Below are 23,769 nucleotides of genomic sequence, written 5' to 3'. Positions count from 1 at the left end.
ACGCCCCCCCCCCCCCCCCCCCCCCCCCCCCCCCCCCCCCCCCCCCCCCCCCCCCCCCCCCCCCACCCCACCCACCCCCCCCCTTTTTCCCCCCCCCCCCCCCCCCCCCCCCCCCCCCCCCCCCCCCGAGGCGACTGTGGGAACCGGCCCCGCGGTCAGAACCAGCTCTGGTACGTGCCGGCGTTGCACCCGAGGGTGCGGAAGCCGGCGTTGCTGTCGTCGATACAGCGGCTCGTCGCCTGGTTCTTCAGCTCGATCGTGTTGTCGCCCCACTTCTTGACGTACCAGCTCTGGTTCGGGCTGGAGTCACAGGGCAGGGTCTTGAAGCCCTGGTCGCTGTCGTACATGCACCGGTTGGTGTTGTTGCTCTTCAGCTGGACGGTGCCGTCGTTCCAGCGGTGCACGACCCACTGCTGGGAGCTGGTGCTGTTGCAGTCCCAGGTGCGGAAGCCGTTGTTGGTGTCGTCGATGCAGCGGTTCGTCGCCTGGTTCTTGAAGGTGTTGATGTCGTCCTGGGCCGAGGCCGAGGACAGGGGCAGCAGCGCGAGCGCGGTGGCCGTGGTGCCGAGCGCCGCGACGCGGCCGAGAGTGGTGGCGAAGGACATGGGTGTGCCTTTCGGTCGGGTGGAAGTGCCTCACTGCGGGACGCGGCGAGGCAAAGGAGGGGGAGAGCGGAGTCAGCGGCACTCGGCGCTGACGTTGCCCTTGTCGTCGCCCTTGAGGTAGATCGCGCTGACGTAGCCGACCCCGCCCGCGCGCAGCGGGAGCTGGATCCACTTGTCGTTGGTGTAGCCCTCGGCGGAGATGCGCTCACCGGTCTTCCAGCAGTTCGCCGGGTACGTCTCGTTGGGATAGACCTTGCTGACCGGATCGCAGCCGGTGACACCGGCGCAGGAGCGGACGTTGGCCTCCGCCCACGCGGTCACCGTGGTCTGCCCGCCTCCGCCTCCGCCGCCTCCGCCGGGCGTGCAGGGCAGGTTGACCCCGCGGTCGCGCAGGTACGGCACCGGGTCGATGCCGCGGACCGTGGTGGACGTGCCGATCCGGACGCGCAGATGCAGGTGCGGGCCGGTCGCCTCGCCCTCGGCGCCCATCAGCGCGATGCGCTGCCCGGCCTGGACGCGCTGGCCGACAAAGACGTCGCGCTGGTACATGTGCCCGTACTCGGTCACGGTGCCGTCTTCGTGCAGGATGCGGATCCACTGCCCGTACCCGCTGGCGGGGCCGGAGGCGATGACCTCCCCGGCGCCGACGGCGTAGATGGGCGTTCCCAGGGCGTTGGCGATGTCCACGCCGTCGTGGCTGCCGCTGTAGCCCTGGCTGATGACGCCGGCGGTGGGGCATGACGCGGCGAACGCCGCCGCGGCGGCCGGCGCGGCGACCGCGGGGACCGCGGCCGTCAGGGGCAGGAACACGGCGGCTGCCGCGACGAGTCCGGCGAGCGGATGCAGACGCACAGGACTTCCTCTCCGGTGATGCGTTGTGGGGACGGCCCGGAAGCTATCCGCGCCGACGCCCACGGCGGCACCCGGAACGTTCCGGAATGACAGCGCGCGGCCCCGCCCGATAGGGCTCTCCACGACAACCACACGGTTTCCGAGCCCGATGGGGGAGATGCGCCGTGCGAACCACCACCCGACGTCTGATACAGGGGCTGTGCACCCTGCTTGTGGTGGGCGGGCTGACGCCCGTCACCACCGCCACCGCCGACGGCGGCGGGGAGAGACCCGCCGCGGAGCGCCCCGCGGCCGACTGGCGGGTCGACCTCGCCAGTACCTCGGCCGACCAGCACAACACCCGCCACCGCGCGGACGGCCGCCTCACCATCGGCGACCGCCGCGCCCGCACCTCCTCCGCCCCCGGGCGGGCGTACGCCGTGTACACCGCGCCGGCCCAGAGCCTCGGGCGGCAGACCGACTCCTTCACCGTCCGCCGCGAGGCGCGGGTGCCGTCGGGAAGCCAGGTGCTCACCGAGGTCCGCGGCAGCGACCACCCCGGCAACTGGACGCAGTGGACCGCCCCCGACCCCGCGGGCCGGCTGCGGCTGTCCCAGGCCGTGTCCGTGCTCCAGGTGCGGCTGACACTCCTGGGCGGTCAGGCCGGGTCCCCGGTCGTCTCGGACGTCCGGGTGCACGCCGACCCGGCGCGGTCCGCCGCACGCGCCGGAGCCGGGGCGAGCGCCGCGGCGTCCGTGACGTACCGGCTCTTCGCCACCCGGGAGGGCCTGACCGGGCAGACCACGGCCAACGGCCATGTCATCCAGCCACGCGACCACTTCGTGGCCCTGCCCTCGCGGCGCATGCTCGCGAACAACGGGGGCCGCGAGTACCAGGTGCGGCTGTGCTATGCGCGCACGGGACGCTGTGAGACCGCCCCGGTGTGGGACGTCGGCCCCTGGAACACCCAGGACGACTACTGGAACCCGTCGGGCCAGCGGCAGATGTGGAACGACCTGCCGCAGGGCACCCCGGAGGCACAGGCGGCCTACCAGAACGGCTACAACGGAGGCCGTGACGAGTTCGGCCGCCGGGTCGCCAACCCGGCCGGGATCGACGTGGCCGACGGCACGTTCTGGGACGGCCTCGGCATGACGGACAACGACTGGGTGGACGTCACCTTCCAGCCCACCGACGGCGGCGGAGGCGGCGGGACGACGAACGTCACGGCGTGGGCGGAGGCCAACGTCCGTGCCTGCGCCGGCATCACCGGCTGCGATCCGGTCAGCAAGGTCTACCCGGGCGAGACCTACCCGGCGAACTGCTGGACGACCGGCGAGCGCATCTCCGCCGAGGGCTACACGAGCGACAAGTGGGTGCAACTCGCGCTGCGCGCGGGCGGGGTGGGCTACGTCAGCGCGATCTACCTCAAGGGCGACGAGACCGGCGGTGTGAGCCGGAAGTGCGGCACCTGACCCGCTGAACGCCGCGGCCCACCCCGTAACGTGCCGGAGTCCCTTCCCGGCCGCTCTGCGGCACTGTCGCCACAGGACATCGACAGGAAGGGCAGGGACTCGTGAGGCTGTGGCGAGGGAAACCGGGGTGGGCGGCGGCGCTGATCGCGTTGCTGATGACGGCGGGGGTGTGCGCGAGCGCTCCGGCCGCGACGGCGGCGCCCGCCGCCCGCCCGGACTTCAGACTGCCGTTCGCGTGCGGACAGACCTGGCAGTTGCAGACGTATCTGGGCCACGCGCCCGACGACAAGAAGCTCGACATGTACCGGGTCGGCGGTGCCACTCTCGGCGCCACGGTCGCCGCCTCCGCCGCCGGCACGGTCACCGAGTTCTTCGAGCCCGGCGGGCTCGAGATCAACCACGGCGGCGGCTGGTTCACGGTCTATCTGCACATGGACCGCGTCGACGTGCGCCTCGGCGAGCGCGTCGCCTCCGGCACGCCCCTGGGACGGCTCGGCCTGGTCGGCACGGAGGAGGCACACCTGCACTACGAGCAGCTCTACGACACCAACGGCGACAACGACGGCGAGACCGACGAGATGGTCCACCCGGTGATCCAGGGCACCGAGTACCGGCTCAGCCCGAACGGTCCTTTCCCGCAGGTCAAGAGCACCAACGCGTGCGACGGCGGGGGCGGTTCACCGAACCGGTTCTGGGTGGACACCTACGCCGACGCCACCGGATACAAGTACGTCGACTGCGTCGGCGACAGCACACCGCGCTGCGCGCCCCAGGGCACCCTGCGCAAGGGCACCAACTACGTCCTGTGCAAGAAGTGGGGGCACAAGGTGGGCAACGACACGTCGTACAACCACTGGTGGCTGCTCACCGACCTCGACGAGGTCGCGGCGGGCGGGTCGGCGCGGGCGTACGTCTCCGCCTACTACCTCCAGAAGTGGGGCAACGACGAGGCCAAGGACAACGACGGCCGGGACATCGGTACCTGCACCTGACCCGCCCGGCCCGGCCGGTGCCACGCGGCGCCGGCCGGGCCGGGGAGGATCACCCGCATTCGGGCACGGTGGGCCGGTCCTTCGTCCGCACGGCCGGAAGCCACGCCTTGCCGTCGGGCAGCCGGACCCTGTACCACGCGGTGGTGCGGGTGCCGACCTCGTCGGTCACCGGAAACCCCTTGCTCATCCGGCATTCCGCGGGCAGCACGTCCCCGTGCCACACCCGGGTGGGCACGACGTTGTCGATTGTGTACGCGGCCTGAGGGTCGACCGCCAGACCGAGGCTGCACATCGGGTCGCGTTCATCGCCCCGGTCGCGGCAGAGCTTCTCCACGTTGTACACCGCGACACGGCCGGTGGCCGGGGCGGTGCCGGAGATGTTCTCGGCGTGCACCTCGGTCCCGTTGCGCGTCCCGTGCTCTGGGCCGTCCCCGGCGACGTACGGCCAGCTGACGGCCGTCGCCGCCCCCAGAGCCGTGACCGTCACGGCGCCGAGCAGCAGCCGCCGCCCACGGCGCGAGGGGCCGCTGTCGGAAACCGCCTCGGACGCGCCGCTGTCCGCCGCCCGGACGCGGGCCAGCAACGCCGCCGAGGTGTGCGTGGCGCGGATCTCATGGGTGGGCGCCAGGCAGTCGGCGACGATCGCGCGCCACGCCGGAGGCACGGCGGGATCCAGCCGCAACGGCGCCAGCCCGGCCGCGAACTCCTGAACGGCCGCCCCGCGGGCCGCCCCCGTCGCGCCGGGGAAGGGTGAGGCGCCCCCGGTGAACACCTGGTGGATCACGATGCCCAGGGCCCAGATGTCGGTGCTCGGACGCACCTTCACACCGCGCTCGCCCAGCGGGGCCCGCCAGCGCTCGGGCGGCAGATAGTCGGGCGTGCCCGCGGGCGGCATCCACGCGTGCGTGCCGAGGGTGCCGTCGAGCTCGGCGGCCAGCCCGAAGTCCGACAGCCGGACCGAACCGTCCGCCATGAGCAGGACGTTGTCGGGCTTGAGGTCGCCGTGCAACCAGCCCTGCGCGTGCAGATACGCCAGTCCTTCGCAGATCTGCGTCAGAATCCGCGGTCCCGCGCCCTCCGGCAGGGCCCCCTCGGCCTCCAGAAGCTGCCGCAGACTGCGCTCGGCGCGCTCCATCACCAGCACGACCGCTCCGTCGAGCTCGGGATGGTCCGGCTCGTCCAGGACGACGGAGTCGAGCAGCTTCACGAGCCGGGGGTGCCGGGTCCGGCGCCCGAACTCGCTCTCCCGCCGGGCGCTTTCCACCAGCCCGCGTGCCTGGCGCGGCGCGAGCCCGGCCGTCGGCATGAACTTCAGCGCGACGACCCGGTCACCGTCCGCCGCGCCCACGCCGCGGCCCTCGTAGACCCACCCCCAGCCGCCCTCCGCGATCGGCTCGCCGACCTCCCAGTCCCCGACCCGCAGACCGGGGGGAACTCTCCGTGCCGCCCCGCTCACCGGCCTGCCCCCGTCCCGGACGGCGTGCGCGCGGGAAGGAGGCCGAGGTGACGCTCGTCGACCAGGCCGAAGCGCAGTGCGACACCGACGAGGGTTTCGCGTTTGCCGTTGCGACGGGCGCTGCGGCCCGGTTCCCGCTCGGCGGGCGGGACGATGCGGAGTTTCTCGTCGGCGAGATAGTCGATGTGGGCGCTGACGGCGCGGGCCGTGAGCCGCTCGCACTGCGGGCGCAGCCGCTCGACGATCTCGGGTGTGGTCGGTACCGCGAGCGCCGACTCGTCGCGCAGGCGCGGCTCACAGAGCGCGACCAGCACCAGGAAGTACGCGGAGGTCTGGTCGAGCGAGTAGGCGGTCAGGGTCCGGGTGCCCCGGTGGTCGCCCTCCGGTCCGCTCGGGTCGAGGTAGACGTGGTCGGGCGCGAAGACGTGGAAGGTCACCCCGGATCCGCGCGTGGGCAGCACGACCCGCGCGAACTCGAAGGGGATGGGTGCCGCGACGCGGCGCGGCGGCACCCGCAGATACTCTCCGGCACCTTCCGGGTTCTCCACCAGATAGCTCTGCGTCGTGCTGAAGTTGCTCAGCAGCCAGTGCTCGTCGGTCACCCGGATCTCCCCCGCCAGCCGGGAGACCGACGGGTCGTCGAGCCGCAGCTCCACGGGTGCCGTGTCGCTGCCACGGCCGAAGCGCGCCACTTCACCCGGGCCGAGCCGCACCGTCCGCACCGGTTCCTGTGGCAAATGGATCACTATGCCGCTCATCATCCCCCGACTCTCACGTGTGTCCCTTGCGCCGTGCGCCGGTCAAACGCACGGACTCCCTCCAGTAACACCCTCCCCATGCTGCTCCGGTTGCACCCGCACGCGGTCCGTCGCGGGCGTACGCGGAACTACGTATAGCCTGAGGAAATGCTGAGGGAGGTTACCGCGACCCGCTACGTCGAGCCCCTGCGCTCCGGCGGCTCCGTCCCCGGAGTCTTCGAGGCCGACGACCTCGGCACCTACGTCGTGAAGTTCACCGGCTCCGCGCAGGGCCGCAAGGCGCTGGTCGCCGAGGTGATCGTCGGCGAGCTGGCGCGGGCGCTGGGGCTGCGCTTCCCCGAGCTGGTCCTCGTGCACTTCGACCCGGCGATCGCCGACAGCGAGCCGCACCAGGAGGTGCGCGACCTGCACAGCGCCAGTGCCGGTCTCAACCTGGGCATGGACCATCTGCCGGGCGCCCGTGACCTCACCCCGGAGATCGCCAGGACGTTCCCGGTCGACGCGCTGGAGGCCGGCCGGATCGTCTGGCTCGACGCGCTCACCGTCAACGTCGACCGTACGGTCCACAGTTCGAACCTGATGATCTGGCCGACCCTCGGCATCGCACCCCCGCGCCTGTGGCTGATCGACCACGGCGCCGCGCTCGTCTTCCACCACCGCTGGGACGGGTCCGACCCCACGAAGTCCTACGACTTCCGCCACCACGCCCTCGGCCACTACGGCCCGGACGTGCGCGCCGCCGACGCGGACCTCGCGCCCCGGGTCACCCTCGACGTCCTGCGCGAGGTCACCGCGGCCGTCCCCGACGCCTGGCTCACCGACTTCGCGACCCCGGACGAGGCACGCGAGGCCTACGTGACGTACCTCCACGCGCGTGTGCGGGCCTCCGAGGCCTGGCTCCCCACCGACTTCCCCACCCGGGAGGAACTCGCCGCCGAGGAGGCCCTTCGTGCGGCGAGGACGGAGAAAGGCCGGCCCACGTGGCTGAAGCGGGTCCCCGACCTGCACGGCAAACCGGCCGCGGAACAGGATTGGTCGGTGCACCTCGGATGAGTGGCCGTGTCGAGATCGAGTACTGCACCCAGTGCCGCTGGCTGCCCCGCGCTGCCTGGCTGGCCCAGGAACTGCTCACGACCTTCGAGACCGAACTGACGGAACTGGCCCTGAAGCCGGGCACGGGCGGCGTCTTCGTCGTCCGCGTCGACGACGAGGTCGTCTGGGACCGGCGTGAGCAGGGCTTCCCGGAGCCGACGGCGGTCAAGCAGGCCGTACGCGACCGAGTGGCCCCGGGAAAGTCCCTGGGCCACTCGGACAGGACCTCCGACGACGTCAGCCCTTGAGCTGCTCGTACGCGGGCAGCGTCAGGAAGTCCGCGTAGTCGGCGTCGAGGGAGACCTGGAGCAGCAGGTCGTGGGCCTGCTGCCAGTGGCCGGCCGCGAAGGCCTCCTCGCCGATCTCCTGGCGGATGCCGGAGAGTTCCTCGGCGGCGACCTTGCGGGCCAGCTCCGGAGTCGCGCGTTCGCCGTTCTCGAACTCGACGCCCGCGTTGATCCACTGCCAGATCTGCGAGCGGGAGATCTCGGCGGTGGCCGCGTCCTCCATGAGGTTGAAGATGGCGACCGCGCCGAGCCCGCGCAGCCACGCCTCGATGTAACGGATGCCGACCTGGACGGCGTTGACGAGCCCGTTGTACGTCGGCCTGGCGTCCAGCGAGTCGACCGCGATGAGGTCGGCGGCCTCGACGTGGACGTCCTCGCGCAGCCGGTCCTTCTGGTTCGGCTTGTCGCCGAGGACCTTGTCGAAGGACTCCATGGCGATCGGGACCAGGTCGGGGTGGGCGACCCAGGAGCCGTCGAAACCGTCGGCCGCCTCACGGTCCTTGTCGGCACGCACCTTCTCGAAGGCCACCTTGTTCACCTCGGCGTCCCGGCGCGAGGGGATGAAGGCGGCCATGCCGCCGATCGCGTGCGCGCCGCGCTTGTGGCAGGTGCGGACGAGGAGTTCGGTGTACGCCCGCATGAACGGGGCGGTCATCGTGACCAGGTTGCGGTCGGGCAGGACGAACTTGGCGCCGCCGTCACGGAAGTTCTTGACGATGGAGAACAGGTAGTCCCAGCGGCCCGCGTTCAACCCCGAGGCGTGGTCGCGGAGTTCGTAGAGGATCTCCTCCATCTCGTACGCGGCCGTGATCGTCTCGATGAGGACGGTGGCGCGGACGGTGCCCTGCGGGATGCCGGTGTACTCCTGCGCGAAGACGAACACGTCGTTCCACAGGCGCGCTTCGAGGTGCGACTCGGTCTTCGGGAGGTAGAAGTACGGGCCCTTGCCGAGGTCGATCAGGCGCTGGGCGTTGTGGAAGAAGTAGAGCCCGAAGTCGACGAGGGAGCCCGGGACCTGGGTGCCGTCGGCATCGACGAGGTGCCGCTCGTTCAGGTGCCAGCCGCGCGGCCGCATGACGACGGTGGCGAGGTCTTCGTCGGCCTTGAGGGCGTACGACTTGCCGGACTTCTCGTCGGTGAAGTCGATGTTGCGCGTGTACGCGTCCGCGAGGTTGACCTGACCGAGGACGACGTTCTCCCACGTCGGCGCCGACGCGTCCTCGAAGTCCGCGAGCCACACCCTGGCGCCGGAGTTGAGGGCGTTGATGGTCATCTTGCGGTCCGTGGGGCCGGTGATCTCGACCCGGCGGTCGTCGAGGGCCGCGGGGGAGGGGGCCACCTTCCAGGAGTCGTCCGCGCGGATCGCGGCGGTCTCCGGGAGGAAGTCGAGCGTGGAGGTGCGGGCGATCTCGGCGCGGCGCTCACCGCGGAGGGCGAGGAGCTCGTCGCGCCGGGGCGTGAACCGGCGGTGCAGCTCGGCCACGAAGGCGAGGGCCGCCTCGGTGAGGACCTCCTCCTGCCGCGGCAGGGGCTCGGCGTCGACGATGGCCAGCGGGGACGGCGCTGGTGCGGACATGAGCTGTCACTTCCTTCAGCGGTGGCACCGGGTGCCAGTCGAACCGGGTACGCGAGCGGCGCCCTTCACCGGGTTCAGCAGGGACAGGACGCTTCTGAACAGTGGATACTAGTTTCCTCATCGTGGAAGTTCAATCGTTTGTTGATGTCGAGATTCTCCGGGTCGAGCCAACGTGGCGCTCAGTGCCAACGCGCTCACTCAAGGTGCGCCAGATCGGCCGGTGTGTCGATGTCGTAGGGCTCGGCCACGTCCGCGCACTCCACGAGCGTGAGGGCGTCCCGGTGTTCCCTCAGATAGGCGCGTGCCCCCCGGTCCCCGGTCGCAGTCGCGGCGATCCGGGCCCAGTGCGCGGCGCCGAAGAGGACGGGGTGACCGCGTACGCCGTCGTAGGCGGCCGACACGAGCGAGGAGTCGTCCTCGTGGGCGGCGAGCACCCGGCGCACCGCCTCCACCCCGATCCCGGGCTGGTCGACGAGCGACACGAGCGCCGCCCGCGCCCCCGTACCGGCCAGCGAGTCGAGCCCGGCCCGCAGGGACGACCCCATGCCGTCGGCCCACGCCGGGTTCTCCACGAGCACGCAACCGCCGAGTTCCGCCCGCTCCCGTACGACCGCTGCGGCGGCCCCCAGGACCACGTGCACGCGGGTGCAGCCGGCCGCGCGCAGGACGCCGGCCGCGTGTTCGACGAGCGGCCGGCCCCGGTGTTCGAGCAGCGCCTTGGGGCGCCCGCCGAGCCGCCGCCCGCCGCCCGCCGCGAGAAGCAGCCCGGCGACCTGCTGTTCGTTCTCAGTCATGCGTCCTGCATACCTGACGCGCCGGGGTGCGCCCGGTTTCAGCAGGCTGAATTTCGGTCCGCACGGTGGCGCCCGGCGCACTCCGTGGCGTTTACTGACCCGCGTCCCTCGGCGTCCGACCAACACCGCAGGGGCTTCACGACGGTGGGGCGCACTACGGCGTGCGAGGGGGCGAGCTGTGTTGCGGAGCTTGGGGCAGAGGCCAGTGACCGGCAGTGACAACGATCCGAGAGTGGCGGAACTGCGGACCGCGGTGTCCCGGCTGCGCCGCGAACTCGCCGCGCACCCGGCCGAGTTCCCCGACCGGGGCATCGCCGAGGACGAACTCGCCGCGCTCGCCGCCATGACGGTCTACGGGCAGCCCGAAGTCCCGCGGCTACGGCGGTCGTTGCTGCTGATCGCCGGAGCGATCGGCTCGGTCAGCGCCCTGTCACGAGGACTGGCGGCGGTACGCGACGCGGTGGAACTGTTCGGGGAACCGCGGCGCTAGGCACTACAGCCGGGGGGCCGGAAAGGATCCGCGATATCCGGCCTTCGAGGGGCGGTGCTCGACCGGCATCGGCACCTCCCACTCCAGGAGTCAGGAGCACAGCCCGCCGTCGAAGAACCAGAACGCCTGCTCCGGCGGCTCACCGCTCAGGCACCGAGGTCGTCGATGGAATCGCCCTCGAAGGTAACGCCCCTGATCGTCGTACGGATCAGCTCCCGGCCGTCCGACTCGAAGATGATCTCCTCGGCGCCGTGCCGGTCGGTGTACCGCCCCGGCAGGCGCTGAAGGGCCGTCATGCCGGGTTCTGGCTGGCCAGTGCCTCGGAGAGTTCGCCGGCCACCTGCTGCAGCACCGGGACGATCTTCTCGGTGGCCGCCTCGGTGACCCGCCCCGCCGGGCCGGAGATCGAAATGGCGGCCGCGGTGGGGGAGTTGGGCACCGAGACCGCGAGGCAGCGGACGCCGATCTCCTGCTCGTTGTCGTCGACGGCGTACCCCTGGCCGCGCACCGTCTCCAGGGCCGCGAGGAAACCGTCCGGCGTGGTGATCGTCTTCTCCGTCGCGGCGGGCATGCCGGTGCGGGCGAGGAGCGCGCGCACCTCGTCGTCGGGGGTGTGGGCGAGCAGGGCCTTGCCGACGCCGGTGGAGTGCGGCAGGACGCGCCGGCCGACCTCGGTGAACATCCGCATCGAGTGCTTCGACGGCACCTGGGCGACGTAGACGATCTCGTCGCCGTCGAGCAGCGCCATGTTGGCCGTCTCGCCGGTCTCCTCGACCAGCCGGGCGAGGTAGGGGCGGGCCCAGGTGCCGAGCAACCGGGCGGACGACTCGCCGAGGCGGATCAGGCGCGGGCCCAGCGCGTAGCGGCGGTTGGGCTGTTGGCGGACGTATCCGCAGGTCACGAGCGTCCGCATGAGGCGGTGGATGGTGGGCAGTGGCAGTCCGCTGCTCGCCGACAGTTCGCTCAGTCCGACCTCTCCGCCCGCGTCCGCCATCCGCTCCAGCAGGTCGAAGGCGCGCTCGAGGGACTGGACCCCGCCACCGGCGGACTTGGCGGAGTCGGTGGTGCTGGCGCTGGACGTCGGCACGGCGCGTTCCTTTCGGGGCTGGCGGAAGGGCAGAAGCCTACCCGGCAGTCGGTTGACTCCCCGCTGGTGCGTAGCTACGTTCTGCTTGCTGGAATTCTAATTCCGCTTTGTGGAAACGTCCAGAGGTCCGGCATCGGGTGCACTGTGAGGAAGTGTGCCCTTGACGGCGCTCGAACGGGAGTGAAGACTCCTTCAACAGAAAGTTGAATTCCGTTACGCGGAAGTTAACGGCGGCAGAGAGGGGTCCGGGTGTCCGGCACAGAACTGGTGCTGCGTTCGACGCGCGTCATCACACCCGAGGGGACGCGGGCCGCGTCGGTCGCGGTCGCGGGCGGCAGGATCACGGCCGTACTGCCGTACGAGGCTCCCGTACCCGAAGGGGCCCGTCTGGAGGACCTCGGTGACGACGTCCTGCTGCCCGGCCTGGTCGACACCCACGTGCACGTCAACGACCCCGGCCGCACCGAGTGGGAGGGCTTCTGGACCGCCACGCGCGCGGCGGCGGCCGGCGGCATCACCACCCTCGTCGACATGCCGCTCAACTCCCTCCCGCCCACGACGACGGTCGACAACCTCCGCACGAAGCGGGAAGTCGCCGCCGACAAGGCCCACATCGACGTCGGCTTCTGGGGCGGCGCCCTGCCCGACAACGTCAAGGACCTGCGTCCGCTGCACGAGTCGGGCGCCTTCGGCTTCAAGGCGTTCCTGTCGCCGTCCGGGGTCGAGGAGTTCCCGCATCTCGACCAGGACGGGCTCGCCCGGTCCCTGGCCGAGATCGCCTCCTTCGGCGGCCTGCTCATCGTGCACGCCGAGGACCCGCACCACCTGGAGGCCGCACCGCAGCAGGGCGGCCCCAAGTACGCCGACTTCCTGGCCTCCCGCCCCCGGGGCGCCGAGGACACCGCGATCGCCCGACTCATCGCCGAGGCGAAGCGGTTGGACGCCCGCGTGCACGTCCTGCATCTCTCGTCGAGCGACGCGCTCCCGCAGATCGCCCGGGCCAGGGCGGAGGGCGTCCGCGTCACCGTCGAGACCTGCCCGCACTACCTCACCCTGACCGCCGAGGAAGTCCCGGACGGCGCAAGCGAGTTCAAGTGCTGCCCGCCCATCCGCGAGTCCGCCAACCAGGACCTGCTGTGGCAGGCCCTCGCCGACGGCACCATCGACTGCGTGGTCACCGACCACTCGCCGTCCACCGCCGACCTCAAGACGGACGACTTCGCGACGGCGTGGGGCGGCATCTCGGGCCTGCAGCTGAGCCTGGCGGCGGTCTGGACGGAAGCCCGCCGGCGCGGTCACCCGCTGGAGGACGTGGTCCGCTGGATGTCGGCCCGTACGGCCGAACTGGTGGGCCTTGACGCACGCAAGGGCGCCATCGAGGCCGGCCGTGACGCCGACTTCGCGGTTCTCGCCCCCGACGAGACGTTCACCGTGGACCCCGCGGCCCTCCAGCACCGCAACCGTGTCACCGCATACGCGGGCAAGACCCTGTACGGCGTCGTGAAGTCGACCTGGCTGCGGGGCCGACCCATTGTGGTGAACGGCGAGTTCACGCCCCCGCAGGGCCAACTGCTCACCCGCACGCCCTGATTCACCCGCACCGGCCCACCTCTGAAAGGTACAAGTACGTGACGGCGATTGTGAGCTTCACCGGCGACGCGAACCCGTACGGCGGCGGTGACCCGTACGCGGACTACCGCACCGCGGACTTCCCCTTCACCCAGTACGCCGACCTCGCCGCCCGGCAGCTCGGCGCCGGGGTCATCGCCGCCAACGACGAGTTCTTCGCCGAGCGCGAGAACCTGCTGATGCCGGAGCGGGCCGAGTTCGATCCCGAGCACTTCGGGCACAAGGGCAAGATCATGGACGGCTGGGAGACGCGGCGCCGCCGAGGGGCCTCGGCCGGGCACCCCTGGCCGACGGAGGAGGACCACGACTGGGCGCTGGTGCGGCTCGGCGCGCCCGGCGTGATCCGGGGGATCGTCGTCGACACGGCGCACTTCCGCGGCAACTACCCGCAGGCGGTGTCGGTGGAGGGCACGTCCGTCCCCGGCGCACCGTCACCGCAGGAGCTGCTGGGCGACGACGTGAAGTGGACGACGCTGGTCCCGCGCACGCCGGTGGGCGGCCACGCGGCGAACGGCTTCGCCGTATCGCTCGAACAGCGCTTCACACATGTGCGGGTCAACCAGCATCCCGACGGCGGCATCGCCCGCCTGCGCGTGTACGGCGAGGTCGTGCCGGACCCCGCATGGCTGGCGGTGCTCGGCACCTTCGACGTGGTCGCCCTGGAGAACGGCGGCCAGGCAGAGGACGCGTCGAACCTCTTCTACTCACCGGCGTCCAACACCATCCAGCCCGGGCGTTCCCGCAAGATGGACGACGGCTGGGAGACACGGCGACGCCGGGACCGGGGCAACGACTGGATCCGCTACCGCCTCGCCGCCCAGTCCCACATCCGGGCGATCGAGATCGACACGGCGTATCTGAAGGGGAACAGTGCGGGCTGGGCCTCGGTGTCGGTCCGCGACGGCGACGACGGCGACTGGCTCGAAATCCTCCCGCGCACCCGCCTCCAGCCCGACACCAACCACCGCTTCGTCCTGCCGGAGCCGGCGAGGGGGACGCACGCACGCGTGGACATCTTCCCGGACGGCGGGATCTCACGGCTGCGGTTGTTCGGGTCGCTGACGGAGGCGGGTGCGGCGGCCCTGTCGGCGCGGCACCAGGAACTGGGCGGCTGAGCCAGGGGCCCCTGACGGGCTCTCGGGCTCTCGGGCTCACGGGCTCACGGGCTCACGGCGCGTGAACCCGTCTGCCCCGGCGCCGAGTTCCGGAACCCGGCGGGACAGCGGATGCCGCCCGCCGGGTTCCGGCCGCGCCTGTCCTACGCCGCGTGGCCGCCGTCCACGGCGAACTCCGCGCCGGTGACATAGTCCGCCCCGGCCAGATACGTCACCATCGACGCCACCTCCTCCGCCGTACCGAACCGCCCCAGCGCGGTCATCGCGGCCTGCCCCGCCGCGAACGGCCCCGCTGCCGGGTTCATGTCGGTGTCGGTGGGGCCGGGGTGGACGATGTTCGCCGTGATCCCCCGCGGACCGAGCTCGCGCGCGAGGGCCTTGGTCAGGCCGATCAGGGCCGACTTGGTCGTCGCGTACAGGGTCCCGCCGGGGCCCGGCACGCGCTGGGTCATGCAGCTGCCGATCGTGATGATCCGGCCGCCCGGACGCATGTGCGCTGCCGCTTCCTGCGAGGTCAGGAACACCCCGCGCACGTTGACGGCCAGCACCCGGTCAATGTCTGCGAGGGACAGACCGTCCAACGGGCCGAGCACGCCCACGCCCGCGTTGTTCACCAGCACGTCCAGTCCGCCGAGCGCCTCCGCCGTACGCCGCACCGCCCCCGCCGCCTCCTGCGCGTCCGCGGAGTCGGCACGCAGAGCCACAGCCCGGCGCCCCAGTGCCTCGACACGGCGTACGACGTCCGCGGCCCCCTCCTTGCCGCTCACATACGTCAGGGCCACATCCGCCCCCTCCCGCGCCAGTCGCAGCGCGGTGGCCGCGCCGATACCCCGGCTGCCGCCGGTGACGAGTGCGACCTTGCCGTCCAGAGTTCCATAAGTCGTTGTCATGACGTCCATCCCACCGGCCCGGACACCGGACCGCTGGCGGTCCTCGGACACCGCCCTCAGCCGTTGCCGGGCCGGACGTTCGCCTGCTGCCGGCTTCCCTTCCGACGCGTGGAGAAGTCAGTGATTTCCCCGATGAACCCGGAGCCGCGGTTTGCGATCGTGGCGAATCGGCCGGTCGCACGAGGCCGTCGCGGAGGGGGAGCGCACATGAACAAGCAATGGAGAGGGAATCCCATGAACCTGTCGATCCGCTCGCGTCCCGCCGTGCGAGGCGTTCTCGTCGCAGCCGGCGCGACCCTGCTGCTCGCCGCCCTGGCCGGCTGCTCCGAGGACGAGAAGACGCTGGCGAGCTGGTCCAAGGACGGCGGTCAGAAGCACATACTCACCATCGCCAAGGACGTGCGCACCCTGATCCAGGACAGCGGCGGTTCGACCGGCGCGGACGCGGGCATCGCCTCGCGCTGCAGTCAGGTGCTCGACGACGTGAAGGCGGCGAGGGCGTACGGCGAACTGCCGGACAAGCTCACCCAGGCCGAGTGGAAGGACACCCTCGACCTGGTCCAGACGACCGCCTCGCACTGCCTGCGCAACGTCAAGACCGACAAGGGAGGAGTCGACCTCACCGACTGCATCGACGCCGAGACCGCGATGGAGTCATTCCTCGACCAGCTGGACCTCGCCCGCAGCCGGTCCTGATCCCGAGCTTCGTGAAGACGTGGTGCGGCAGGTTAACTCCCTGAAAACTCATCGGACTTGACGGGAAAATCTCCGGAGTTGTCATTGACATGCCACTGTCTACGCGCGTCATCATGAGGGCATGAGATTCCCCCCACGGATCACTCGTACCGGCGCCGCGGCCGCCGTCCTGTCCGCTCTCCTCGCCGGCGGCACCGTCACCGCCACCCCGGCGGCCGCCGCGGTCGGCAGCGTCTGCTACACCAAGCTGCCCTCCCAGGCCCACGACACTCTGGACCTGATCGAGGAGGGCGGTCCCTACCCCTACTCGCAGGACGGCGTCGTCTTCCAGAACCGGGAAGGCGTCCTGCCGAGTCAGTCGAGCAGCTACTACCACGAGTACACGGTCATCACCCCCGGTTCCTCCACGCGTGGAGCGCGCCGGATCGTCACCGGTCAACGGACCCAGGAGGACTACTACACCGCGGACCACTACGTGACGTTCAACCTGGTCAACTTCGGCTGCTGAGGGTGTCCGCGGCGGTGAACAGCGCGAACGCCAGCACGATGAGGGCGACGCTCGCGTAGACCTCGTAGCCGTCGAGGAAACCGATCCGCTGGACGAGCCCGATGTGCCAGTCGGTGAACTCGTGCAGCAGTCCCGCCCCGCCCTGCACCAGGGCGAGGAAACCCAGTAGTTCGAGCAGTTGCTTCATGGAGAGACCCTCGCCCCGCGGACCCCCCACAGAACATCGGCCGCGGGGCGAGCCCCCTTCCGCGAAAGCATCGGACCCACGCCGCCGCCCACGCCGAAAGTCTGCGCTGTCGCGACTTTGGTCGAGGATCCCGCTCGTGGACGGGTGCGACGGGCCCTCACTGCGTAGATTTGTCGACCGTGAGCGGTGACGAAGCGGTTCCCGAACCCCCGGCCTTTCCCGGCCGACGCTGGCTGCTGCCGTCCGCGGTGATCCACGAGTTCGACCCCGCGACCGCCCGGCCCGGCAGGCGGCCCCGACGCACCGCGCGCGACTGGATCGTCGACTTCTCCTGCTTCCTGCTCGCCGTCGCCATCGGCATGATCGGCGCGGACGCGGTGAGCGACAACCCGCATGTGACGCACTCCGCCGCCACCCTCGACCAGCTGCTGGGCGCGGCCGCCTGCGCCGCCGTCTGGCTGCGCCGCCGCTGGCCGCTCGGCCTCGCCGTGGCCACGGTCCCGCTCGGGCTGCTCTCGGACACCGCCGGCGGCGCCTGCATGATCGCCCTGTTCACGCTCGCCGTACACCGCCCCTTCCGCCACGTGGCCTGGCTCGTCGGCCTCAACATCGCCCTGGTGCCGCTCTCCTTGCGGCTGCGTCCCGACGCCGATCTGCCGTATGTCGTCACGGTCGTCCTCGCCGTGGTGCTGATCACCGCGACCGTCGGCTGGGGCCTGCTGGTGCGGGCCAAACGGCAGCTCATGTTCAGCCTGCGCGACCGCGCCCGGCGTGCCGAGACGGAGGCGGGACTGCGGGCCGAGCAGGCGCAGCGGCTGGCCCGCGAGGCCATCGCGCGGGAGATGCACGACGTGCTCGCGCACCGGCTGACGCTGCTCAGCGTGCACGCGGGCGCCCTGGAGTTCCGGCCCGACGCGCCCCGGGAGGAGGTAGCGCGGGCGGCCGGCGTCATCCGGGAGAGCGCGCACGAAGCGCTCCAGGACCTGCGGGAGATCATCGGCGTACTGCGGGCGGGTGACCACGACGACACGGGCCGCCCCCAGCCGACCCTCGCCGCGCTCGACACCCTGGTCGCCGAGTCCCGCGAGGCGGGCATGAAGGTCACCCTCGACAGTCGCGTCACCGACCCTTCGGCCGTGCCCGCCTCCGTCGGCCGCACCGCCTACCGCATCGCCCAGGAGGGCCTGACCAACGCCCGCAAGCACGCCCCCGGCACGGAGGTCACGGTCACCGTCACCGGCGGCCCGGGCGAGGGCCTCGTCATGACGGTGCGCAACCCCGCACCCGAGGGCGAGGTGCCGCACGTCCCCGGCTCGGGGCAGGGCCTGATCGGCCTCACCGAGCGCGCGACGCTGGCCGGGGGCCGGCTGGAGCACGGCGTGGAGGCGGACGGGGCGTTCCGGGTACGGGCGTGGCTGCCGTGGAGTTGAGGGCCGGGGAGCGGGGTGCGGCTGCCGTGGGGTCGACGGTCGGCGCAACTCACCGGCCCGCAAAGGTGATTGCTCCCCGCCCCGCCGTGGTTACGTAAGACCCATGACTGCGATCAGACTGCTCCTCGTCGACGACGACCCCCTCGTGCGGGCCGGCCTGTCCCTGATGATGGGCGGCGCCGACGACATCGAGATCGTCGGTGAGGCGGCGGACGGCGCCGAGGTCGAGGCCGTCGTCGACCGGACCCGTCCGGACGTCGTCCTCATGGACATCCGGATGCCTTCGGTGGACGGCCTCGCGGCCACCGAGCGGCTGCGCGGCCGGCCCGACGCGCCGCAGGTCGTCGTCCTGACCACGTTCCACGCGGACGAGCAGGTCCTGCGCGCCCTGCGCGCGGGCGCCGCGGGATTCGTCCTCAAGGACACCCCGCCCGCCGACATCCTCGCTGCCGTCCGCCGCGTCGCCGCCGGCGACCCCGTCCTGTCGCCGACCGTCACCCGCCAGCTGATGGAACACGCGGCCGGCAGTGCCGCCGACACCCGACGGGCACGCGCGCGTGAGCGCGTCGCCGCACTCAACGACCGCGAACGCGAGGTCGCGATCGCGGTCGGCCAGGGCCTGTCGAACGCCGAGATCGCCGCCGCCCTCTACATGAGCGTCGCCACGGTCAAGACCCACGTGTCCCGCGTCCTGGCCAAGCTCGACCTCAACAACCGGGTGCAGATCGCCCTGTTGGCGTACGACGCGGGGCTCCTGGAGGACGGCCGGGATTCCGGCGGGGACGGGCACTAGGCAGCGCCCGCGCGCGTTGACGGTGTGAAGGGGGAAGCTTTCATGGCTGACGAAGTGATCGATCTCGGCGGGTACGGCGAGGCGTTCCGCGCCGACCCGCACCCCGTGTACGCCGAGCTGCGCGCCCTCGGCCCCGTCCACCGGGTGCGACCGCCCGGCTCCCGTGCCGACTACTCGACCTGGCTCGTCGTCGGACACGAGGAGGCGCGGGCCGCACTCGCCGACCCGAGGCTGTCCAAGGACGGCCGCCGGATCGGCATGGTGTTCGACGACGAGGCGCTGATCGGCCGTCATCTGCTCGGCAGCGACCCGCCCGAGCACACCCGGCTGCGCGGCCTCGTCTCCCGTGCCTTCACCATGCGCCGGGTGGAGCAACTGCGGCCCAGGATCCAGGAGATCACCGACGACCTCCTCGACACGATGCTGCCGCACGGCCGCGCCGACCTGGTGCATTCCCTCGCCTACCCGTTGCCGATCACCGTGATCTGCGAGCTCCTCGGCGTGCCCGAGATGGACCGCACGGAGTTCCGCAAGCTGTCCACGGAGGTCGTGGCACCCACCGACCCCGAGAGCTCCTACGACGCCGTCCTGCGCCTCGGCGAGTACCTGACCGCACTCATCGAGGACAAGCGCTGCGCGGGACCGAGCGACGACCTGCTCGGCGACCTCATCCGCACCACCGCCGAGGACGGCGACCGGCTCTCCGTGACGGAACTGCGCGGCATGGCCTTCCTCCTGCTGATCGCAGGCCACGAGACCACGGTCAACCTCATCACCAACGCCGTGCACGCCCTGCTCACCCACCCCGGCCAACTCGCCTCCCTGCGCGCCGACATGAGCCTGATCGACGGCACGGTCGAGGAAGCGCTGCGCTACGAGGGCCCGGTGGAGAACGCGACGTTCCGGTACGCCGTCGAGCCCCTGGAGATCGCGGGACGGGCCGTGGACAGGGGCGACCCGGTGATGATCTGCCTGAGCGCGGCCGACCGCGACGACTCCCGCTACCCCGCCCCGGACCGCTTCGACATCCGCCGCGAGCCCCGCGGCCACCTCGCCTTCGGCCACGGCATCCACTACTGCCTGGGCGCCCCACTGGCCCGCCTGGAGGCCCGCACGGCGATACGGACCCTCCTGGAGCGCACCCCCGGCCTCGCACTCGACGGCCCGCCGGGGGAGTGGCTCCCGGGGATGCTGATCAGGGGAGTGAGGAGTCTGCCGGTGCGGTGGTAGGGCCCGGCGACCACGTGCCACGGCTCAGCGGGTAGGGCCCGGCGACCCCGTGCCACGGCTCGGCGCGTTCAGAACGCGGACGCGCTCGCGGCGCCCGGGATCTCCGCCAGCCGCACGGCCCGGTGCTCCCGCCGGGACACCTCGCAGGCCTCGGCGATCCGCAGCGCCTGCAACGCCTCACGCCCGTCGCAGGGGTTCGCTCGCTCACCCCGGACCACCTCGATGAACGCGGCCAGCTCGGCCTCGTACGCCGGTCCGAAGCGCTCCAGGAACCCCTTCCACGGTTTGTCCGCCGCGGGTGGCCCGGTGGGCTCGGTGGACGCGATGGGCGTCCGGTCGTCCAGGCCCACCACGATTTGGTCCAGCTCGCCGGCGAGCTCCATGCGCACGTCGTACCCGGCCCCGTTCAGCCGTGTCGCCGTGGCCGTCGCGAGGGTCCCGTCGTCGAGCGTGAGCAGGGCCGCCGCGGTGTCGACGTCGCCGGCGGCCCGGAACATCGGCGGACCGGCGTCGGACCCGGCGGCGTACACGTCGACGACCTCGTGCCCGGTCACCCAGCGCAGGATGTCGAAGTCGTGGATCAGGGTGTCCCGGTACAGCCCGCCGGACAGCGGCAGCCACTCGACCGGCGGCGGCGCCTGGTCGGAGGTCAGCGCGCGCACGGTGTGCAGCCGTCCGAGCCGGCCCGAGCGCACCGCCTCCCGGGCGCCCGCGTAGCCGGTGTCGAAGCGGCGCTGGAAACCCATCTGGAGAACCGTCCCGGCGGTCTCCACCTCGGCGATGGCCTGCAGGGTGCCGGGCAGGTCGAGCGCGATGGGCTTCTCGCAGAACACCGGCAGCCCCGAGCGCGCCGCCCGGCCGATGAGCTCGGCGTGGGCCGAGGTCGCCGTGGTGATCACCACGGCGTCGACGCCCCACTTGAAGATCTCGTCGACACCCGGGGCGGCGGTCTCCCCGAGGCGCTGCGCGAGCTCCTGGGCCCGTGCGCCGTTCGCGTCCGTGACTATTAAGGAACCGACCTCCCGATGGCGGCTGAGCGTGTTCGCATGAATGGTGCCGATGCGGCCCGTCCCTATGACCCCGATGCGCATGTGAACAAAATGTGGGCGCAGCCCCCGCGCTGTCAATCAGTATGTCCGGACAACCGAACTACACGACTTCCCGTCAACAACGCACGGAGCTACGCTCGCTCCCGTGCCGAAACCAGAAGTAGACCCGACTGTGACACTCGAGCTCAGTGTCGACCGGAGCAGTCCGGTGCCGTTGTACTTCCAGTTGTCCCAGCAACTGGAAGCCGCGATCGAGCACGGAACGCTCACTCCCGGCAGCCTGCTGGGCAACGAGATCGAGCTCGCCGGCCGGCTCGGGCTGTCCCGGCCCACCGTCCGCCAGGCCATCCAGTCGCTCGTCGACAAGGGTCTGCTCGTGCGCCGCCGTGGGGTCGGCACCCAGGTCGTGCACAGCCAGGTCAAGCGCCCGCTGGAGCTCAGCAGCCTCTACGACGACCTGGAGGCGGCCGGCCAGCGCCCCGCGACCAAGGTCCTCGTCAACACCGTCGTCACGGCCACCGCCGAGATCGCCGCGGCGCTCGGCGTCGCCGAGGGCAGCGACGTGCACCGGGTGGAGCGGCTGCGGCTGGCGCACGGCGAGCCGATGGCGTACCTGTGCAACTACCTGCCCCCGGCCCTCCTCGACCTGGACACCGCCCAGCTGGAGGCGACGGGCCTGTACCGCATGATGCGAGCGGCGGGCATCACGCTCCACAGCGCCCGCCAGTCCATCGGCGCCCGCGCGGCCACGGAGACCGAGGCCGAACGCCTCACCGAGGAGGCGGGCGCCCCCCTGCTCACCATGCAACGCGTGACCTTCGACGACACAGGCAGAGCAGTCGAATACGGCACACATACATATCGCCCGACTCGCTACTCATTCGAATTCCAGCTACTGGTCCGGCCTTAGGGGCGCGGGGACCTGCGCGCTCAGCCCCCACGTACCCGCACTCGGCAGCGAATCGCGCACCCCCCTTTGCTCCCCCGCTCGGCACCCAGCGTGAGCGTGCGGCAGAATCAGGGCCGATGAGCACCTACGGCAACTTCAGCGCCCCCATAGGCTCCCGCGCGCCTGCGCTCCGCACCGTCGGCACGAGGGAACGCCGCTCACACCTGACCGCACCGCGCGTGCCGACGGTGGGCATCGACATCGGTGGCACCAAGGTCATGGCGGGTGTCGTCGACGCCGACGGCAACATCCTGGAGAAGGTCCGCACGGAGACCCCGGACAAGTCCAAGAGCCCCAAGGTCGTCGAGGACACCATCGTCGAACTGGTCCTGGACCTGTCCGACCGCCACGACGTGCACGCGGTGGGCATCGGCGCGGCCGGCTGGGTCGACGCCGACCGCAACCGGATCCTGTTCGCCCCGCACCTGTCCTGGCGCAACGAGCCGCTGCGGGACCGCATCGCCGGCCGCCTCGCCGTGCCGGTCCTGGTCGACAACGACGCCAACACCGCCGCCTGGGCCGAGTGGCGCTTCGGCGCGGGCCGCGGCGAGGACCACCTCGTCATGATCACGCTCGGCACCGGCATCGGCGGCGCGATCCTGGAGGACGGCCAGGTCAAGCGCGGCAAGTACGGCGTCGCCGGCGAGTTCGGCCACATGCAGGTCGTCCCCGGCGGCCACCGCTGCCCGTGCGGCAACCGCGGCTGCTGGGAGCAGTACAGCTCCGGCAACGCGCTGGTCAGGGAGGCCAGGGAGCTGGCCGCCGCCGACTCCCCGGTGGCGTACGGGATCATCGAGCACGTCAAGGGCAACATCGACGACATCACCGGCCCGATGATCACCGAGCTGGCCCGCGAGGGCGACGCGATGTGCATCGAGCTGCTCCAGGACATCGGGCAGTGGCTCGGCGTCGGCATCGCCAACCTCGCCGCAGCCCTCGACCCGTCCTGCTTCGTCATCGGCGGTGGCGTCAGCGCGGCCGACGACCTGCTGATCGGCCCCGCGCGGGACGCGTTCAAGCGCCAGCTCACCGGCCGCGGCTACCGCCCCGAGGCCCGTATCGCCCGTGCCCAGCTGGGTCCCGAGGCCGGCATGGTCGGCGCCGCCGACCTCGCCCGTCTGGTCGCCCGCCGGTTCCGGCGCGCCAACCGGCGCCGGGTTGAGCGGCACGAGCGCTACGAGCGGTACGTGGAGGCCCGCCGAACGTCCCGGGACACCGCATGACGGCATCCCTGCCCCGCCAGGCCACCAGGTCCCCGGGCGAGCCGGAGCGGCCCCCCGAGGACCGCCGCCACATGATCCGCCGCAGGGCGATCACCCTGCTCATCATCGGTCTCCTCATCGGCGTCCCGGCCGGCTATCTGGTGATCTCCGCCAACCAGAGCCGCAACAGCGGCAAGGACAAGGAGGCGAAGTACTCGGCGACGGGCCTCACCCCCGACTGGCCGTCCAAGGTCCAGCGCCGCCTCTACCAGGTGCCCGTCCCGCACCCCGCGGACCTGGTCGCCTCCTACGAGACCAACAACTGGAAGACCAGCCGCCTCTACGTCCAGTTCCGGACGACCGACGCCGGCCTGGCCGCCTTCCTCACCGCCATGGGCGTCAGCCGCGCCCAGCTGAAGAAGAACGACGTCTCCATCAGCGAGCGCGACCAGAAGATCAGCGGCTGGCGGTTCGACGGCCCCCGCTCCTGGTGGGGCCTGACCCACGCGCAGAAGGACCCGGCACCCACCCAGGACATCATGGTCAACCTGACCGTGCCGAACGCCCCGAAGGTCTACGTCGTCTCGCGCACCGTTCCGTGACCGGGCGCTCCGCCGAGTGGGCCCCGGCCCGTCGCCGGAGCCGATT

26 protein-coding genes are annotated in these 23,769 nt (G+C 71.6%); 15 read left to right on the top strand and 11 right to left on the bottom strand.

The genetic code is table 11. The annotated features are described in order from the left end of the window. Window positions 1-155: 155 nt before the first annotated feature. Window positions 156-605, bottom strand: coding sequence for an RICIN domain-containing protein (locus ACZ48Z_RS34960; protein ID WP_468739923.1), 450 nt, complete (start codon window positions 603-605; stop codon window positions 156-158). Window positions 606-677: 72 nt separating this feature from the next. Continuing rightward, on the bottom strand, window positions 678-1,457 hold the full coding sequence (locus ACZ48Z_RS34955) for a M23 family metallopeptidase (protein ID WP_468739922.1): 780 nt from the start codon (window positions 1,455-1,457) through the stop codon (window positions 678-680). A 164-nt stretch (window positions 1,458-1,621) separates the two neighbouring features. On the opposite strand from ACZ48Z_RS34955, the gene ACZ48Z_RS34950 reads away from it, so the two are divergent. Together ACZ48Z_RS34950 and ACZ48Z_RS34945 are read left to right on the top strand one after the other, a co-directional pair. After that, window positions 1,622-2,911 (top strand): SH3 domain-containing protein, encoded by a 1,290-nt coding sequence (locus tag ACZ48Z_RS34950; RefSeq protein ID WP_468739921.1) that lies wholly within the window; start codon window positions 1,622-1,624, stop codon window positions 2,909-2,911. Window positions 2,912-3,012: 101 nt separating this feature from the next. Next, window positions 3,013-3,903, top strand: a complete 891-nt coding sequence (locus ACZ48Z_RS34945) for a M23 family metallopeptidase (protein WP_468739920.1) — start codon at window positions 3,013-3,015, stop codon at window positions 3,901-3,903. 49 nt (window positions 3,904-3,952) lie between these two features. On the opposite strand, the gene ACZ48Z_RS34940 is transcribed toward ACZ48Z_RS34945, so the two are convergent. Continuing rightward, complete coding sequence (locus ACZ48Z_RS34940) at window positions 3,953-5,359, bottom strand: serine/threonine-protein kinase (RefSeq protein ID WP_468739919.1); 1,407 nt, start codon at window positions 5,357-5,359, stop codon at window positions 3,953-3,955. Then, the gene (locus ACZ48Z_RS34935; RefSeq protein ID WP_468739930.1) at window positions 5,356-6,117 is read right to left on the bottom strand and encodes an FHA domain-containing protein; all 762 of its coding nucleotides are present in this window, start codon (window positions 6,115-6,117) and stop codon (window positions 5,356-5,358) included. The genes ACZ48Z_RS34940 and ACZ48Z_RS34935 overlap by 4 nt, the downstream gene beginning before the upstream one ends. Before the next feature lie 147 nt (window positions 6,118-6,264). On the opposite strand from ACZ48Z_RS34935, the gene ACZ48Z_RS34930 reads away from it, so the two are divergent. Together ACZ48Z_RS34930 and ACZ48Z_RS34925 are read left to right on the top strand one after the other, a co-directional pair. Next, a complete protein-coding gene (locus ACZ48Z_RS34930) occupies window positions 6,265-7,170 on the top strand; it encodes a HipA family kinase (RefSeq protein WP_468739918.1) in 906 nt (301 codons plus the stop codon). Continuing rightward, window positions 7,167-7,457, top strand: a complete 291-nt coding sequence (locus ACZ48Z_RS34925; RefSeq protein WP_389108199.1) for an Rdx family protein — start codon at window positions 7,167-7,169, stop codon at window positions 7,455-7,457. Before ACZ48Z_RS34930 ends, ACZ48Z_RS34925 begins: the two co-directional genes overlap by 4 nt. Here the strand turns inward: ACZ48Z_RS34925 and aceB are convergent. After that, window positions 7,447-9,072: a malate synthase A gene (aceB, locus tag ACZ48Z_RS34920; RefSeq protein ID WP_468739917.1), complete on the bottom strand. Its 1,626-nt coding sequence runs from the start codon at window positions 9,070-9,072 to the stop codon at window positions 7,447-7,449. The genes ACZ48Z_RS34925 and aceB overlap by 11 nt on opposite strands. A 194-nt stretch (window positions 9,073-9,266) precedes the next feature. Beyond that, window positions 9,267-9,866: a nucleotidyltransferase family protein gene (locus ACZ48Z_RS34915; RefSeq protein WP_468739916.1), complete on the bottom strand. Its 600-nt coding sequence runs from the start codon at window positions 9,864-9,866 to the stop codon at window positions 9,267-9,269. Between the two features lie 205 nt (window positions 9,867-10,071). On the opposite strand from ACZ48Z_RS34915, the gene ACZ48Z_RS34910 reads away from it, so the two are divergent. Next, a complete protein-coding gene (locus tag ACZ48Z_RS34910; protein ID WP_468739915.1) occupies window positions 10,072-10,356 on the top strand; it encodes a DUF5955 family protein in 285 nt (94 codons plus the stop codon). 146 nt (window positions 10,357-10,502) lie between these two features. Here the strand turns inward: ACZ48Z_RS34910 and ACZ48Z_RS34905 are convergent, their stop codons facing one another. Beyond that, complete coding sequence (locus ACZ48Z_RS34905) at window positions 10,503-10,652, bottom strand: DUF6304 family protein (protein ID WP_468739914.1); 150 nt, start codon at window positions 10,650-10,652, stop codon at window positions 10,503-10,505. Further along, entirely contained in the window at window positions 10,649-11,443 is a 795-nt protein-coding gene (locus ACZ48Z_RS34900; RefSeq protein ID WP_468739913.1) for an IclR family transcriptional regulator, read from the bottom strand. The genes ACZ48Z_RS34905 and ACZ48Z_RS34900 overlap by 4 nt, the downstream gene beginning before the upstream one ends. A 249-nt stretch (window positions 11,444-11,692) precedes the next feature. Between ACZ48Z_RS34900 and allB the strand changes: the two genes are divergently transcribed. Beyond that, entirely contained in the window at window positions 11,693-13,033 is a 1,341-nt protein-coding gene (allB, locus tag ACZ48Z_RS34895; protein ID WP_468739912.1) for an allantoinase AllB, read from the top strand. 38 nt (window positions 13,034-13,071) lie between these two features. Beyond that, entirely contained in the window at window positions 13,072-14,187 is a 1,116-nt protein-coding gene (alc, locus tag ACZ48Z_RS34890) for an allantoicase (RefSeq protein ID WP_468739911.1), read from the top strand. Between the two features lie 143 nt (window positions 14,188-14,330). On the opposite strand, the gene ACZ48Z_RS34885 is transcribed toward alc, so the two are convergent. Then, window positions 14,331-15,086: a 3-oxoacyl-ACP reductase family protein gene (locus ACZ48Z_RS34885; RefSeq protein ID WP_468739910.1), complete on the bottom strand. Its 756-nt coding sequence runs from the start codon at window positions 15,084-15,086 to the stop codon at window positions 14,331-14,333. 225 nt (window positions 15,087-15,311) lie between these two features. Here ACZ48Z_RS34885 and ACZ48Z_RS34880 point away from each other — a divergent pair, with 225 nt between their 5' ends. Further along, the gene (locus tag ACZ48Z_RS34880) at window positions 15,312-15,773 is read left to right on the top strand and encodes a hypothetical protein (protein ID WP_468739909.1); all 462 of its coding nucleotides are present in this window, start codon (window positions 15,312-15,314) and stop codon (window positions 15,771-15,773) included. 121 nt (window positions 15,774-15,894) lie between these two features. After that, complete coding sequence (locus ACZ48Z_RS34875; protein ID WP_468739908.1) at window positions 15,895-16,281, top strand: ribonuclease domain-containing protein; 387 nt, start codon at window positions 15,895-15,897, stop codon at window positions 16,279-16,281. Here the strand turns inward: ACZ48Z_RS34875 and ACZ48Z_RS34870 are convergent. Beyond that, a complete protein-coding gene (locus ACZ48Z_RS34870) occupies window positions 16,265-16,468 on the bottom strand; it encodes a hypothetical protein (RefSeq protein WP_468739907.1) in 204 nt (67 codons plus the stop codon). The genes ACZ48Z_RS34875 and ACZ48Z_RS34870 overlap by 17 nt on opposite strands. A 170-nt stretch (window positions 16,469-16,638) precedes the next feature. On the opposite strand from ACZ48Z_RS34870, the gene ACZ48Z_RS34865 reads away from it, so the two are divergent. The 3 genes from ACZ48Z_RS34865 (at window position 16,639) to ACZ48Z_RS34855 (ending at window position 19,921) form a co-directional block, all read left to right on the top strand. Beyond that, window positions 16,639-17,898: a sensor histidine kinase gene (locus tag ACZ48Z_RS34865; RefSeq protein ID WP_468739906.1), complete on the top strand. Its 1,260-nt coding sequence runs from the start codon at window positions 16,639-16,641 to the stop codon at window positions 17,896-17,898. A gap of 103 nt (window positions 17,899-18,001) precedes the next feature. Next, window positions 18,002-18,691: a response regulator transcription factor gene (locus ACZ48Z_RS34860; RefSeq protein WP_468739905.1), complete on the top strand. Its 690-nt coding sequence runs from the start codon at window positions 18,002-18,004 to the stop codon at window positions 18,689-18,691. A 42-nt stretch (window positions 18,692-18,733) separates the two neighbouring features. Continuing rightward, window positions 18,734-19,921, top strand: coding sequence for a cytochrome P450 family protein (locus ACZ48Z_RS34855; protein ID WP_468739904.1), 1,188 nt, complete (start codon window positions 18,734-18,736; stop codon window positions 19,919-19,921). Between the two features lie 68 nt (window positions 19,922-19,989). Here ACZ48Z_RS34855 and ACZ48Z_RS34850 read toward each other — a convergent pair whose 3' ends face one another. Further along, window positions 19,990-21,012 carry a Gfo/Idh/MocA family protein gene (locus ACZ48Z_RS34850; protein ID WP_468739903.1) on the bottom strand — a complete coding sequence of 341 codons (1,023 nt, stop codon included), beginning with the start codon at window positions 21,010-21,012 and terminating at the stop codon, window positions 19,990-19,992. A 130-nt stretch (window positions 21,013-21,142) separates the two neighbouring features. Here ACZ48Z_RS34850 and ACZ48Z_RS34845 point away from each other — a divergent pair, with 130 nt between their 5' ends. From ACZ48Z_RS34845 to ACZ48Z_RS34835, 3 genes are all read left to right on the top strand, one after another. Then, a complete protein-coding gene (locus tag ACZ48Z_RS34845; protein ID WP_468739902.1) occupies window positions 21,143-21,880 on the top strand; it encodes a GntR family transcriptional regulator in 738 nt (245 codons plus the stop codon). Window positions 21,881-21,996: 116 nt separating this feature from the next. Further along, window positions 21,997-23,142 carry an ROK family glucokinase gene (locus ACZ48Z_RS34840; RefSeq protein ID WP_468739901.1) on the top strand — a complete coding sequence of 382 codons (1,146 nt, stop codon included), beginning with the start codon at window positions 21,997-21,999 and terminating at the stop codon, window positions 23,140-23,142. Next, entirely contained in the window at window positions 23,139-23,723 is a 585-nt protein-coding gene (locus ACZ48Z_RS34835) for a sugar kinase (protein WP_468739900.1), read from the top strand. The genes ACZ48Z_RS34840 and ACZ48Z_RS34835 overlap by 4 nt, the downstream gene beginning before the upstream one ends. The last annotated feature ends 46 nt before the right edge of the window (window positions 23,724-23,769 follow it).

The sequence above is a fragment of the Streptomyces sp. NPDC031225 genome (genome assembly GCF_055570355.1).
Note: the sequence above shows the minus strand (reverse complement) of the source record. Positions and strands in the feature narration are given on the sequence as shown.

Excerpts from the sequence above, each read along its gene's own strand:
- ACZ48Z_RS34915 (WP_468739916.1), bottom strand. The coding sequence starts at position 9,866 with ATGACTGAGAACGAACAGCAGGTCGCCGGGCTGCTTCTCGCGGCGGGC.
- ACZ48Z_RS34835 (WP_468739900.1), top strand. The coding sequence starts at position 23,139 with ATGACGGCATCCCTGCCCCGCCAGGCCACCAGGTCCCCGGGCGAGCCG.
- ACZ48Z_RS34905 (WP_468739914.1), bottom strand. The coding sequence starts at position 10,652 with ATGACGGCCCTTCAGCGCCTGCCGGGGCGGTACACCGACCGGCACGGC.
- ACZ48Z_RS34935 (WP_468739930.1), bottom strand. The coding sequence starts at position 6,117 with ATGAGCGGCATAGTGATCCATTTGCCACAGGAACCGGTGCGGACGGTG.
- ACZ48Z_RS34840 (WP_468739901.1), top strand. The coding sequence starts at position 21,997 with ATGAGCACCTACGGCAACTTCAGCGCCCCCATAGGCTCCCGCGCGCCT.
- ACZ48Z_RS34870 (WP_468739907.1), bottom strand. The coding sequence starts at position 16,468 with ATGAAGCAACTGCTCGAACTACTGGGTTTCCTCGCCCTGGTGCAGGGC.
- ACZ48Z_RS34930 (WP_468739918.1), top strand. The coding sequence starts at position 6,265 with ATGCTGAGGGAGGTTACCGCGACCCGCTACGTCGAGCCCCTGCGCTCC.
- ACZ48Z_RS34875 (WP_468739908.1), top strand. The coding sequence starts at position 15,895 with ATGAGATTCCCCCCACGGATCACTCGTACCGGCGCCGCGGCCGCCGTC.
- ACZ48Z_RS34885 (WP_468739910.1), bottom strand. The coding sequence starts at position 15,086 with ATGGACGTCATGACAACGACTTATGGAACTCTGGACGGCAAGGTCGCA.
- ACZ48Z_RS34925 (WP_389108199.1), top strand. The coding sequence starts at position 7,167 with ATGAGTGGCCGTGTCGAGATCGAGTACTGCACCCAGTGCCGCTGGCTG.
- ACZ48Z_RS34860 (WP_468739905.1), top strand. The coding sequence starts at position 18,002 with ATGACTGCGATCAGACTGCTCCTCGTCGACGACGACCCCCTCGTGCGG.
- ACZ48Z_RS34850 (WP_468739903.1), bottom strand. The coding sequence starts at position 21,012 with ATGCGCATCGGGGTCATAGGGACGGGCCGCATCGGCACCATTCATGCG.
- ACZ48Z_RS34880 (WP_468739909.1), top strand. The coding sequence starts at position 15,312 with ATGAACCTGTCGATCCGCTCGCGTCCCGCCGTGCGAGGCGTTCTCGTC.
- ACZ48Z_RS34960 (WP_468739923.1), bottom strand. The coding sequence starts at position 605 with ATGTCCTTCGCCACCACTCTCGGCCGCGTCGCGGCGCTCGGCACCACG.
- ACZ48Z_RS34855 (WP_468739904.1), top strand. The coding sequence starts at position 18,734 with ATGGCTGACGAAGTGATCGATCTCGGCGGGTACGGCGAGGCGTTCCGC.
- aceB (WP_468739917.1), bottom strand. The coding sequence starts at position 9,072 with ATGTCCGCACCAGCGCCGTCCCCGCTGGCCATCGTCGACGCCGAGCCC.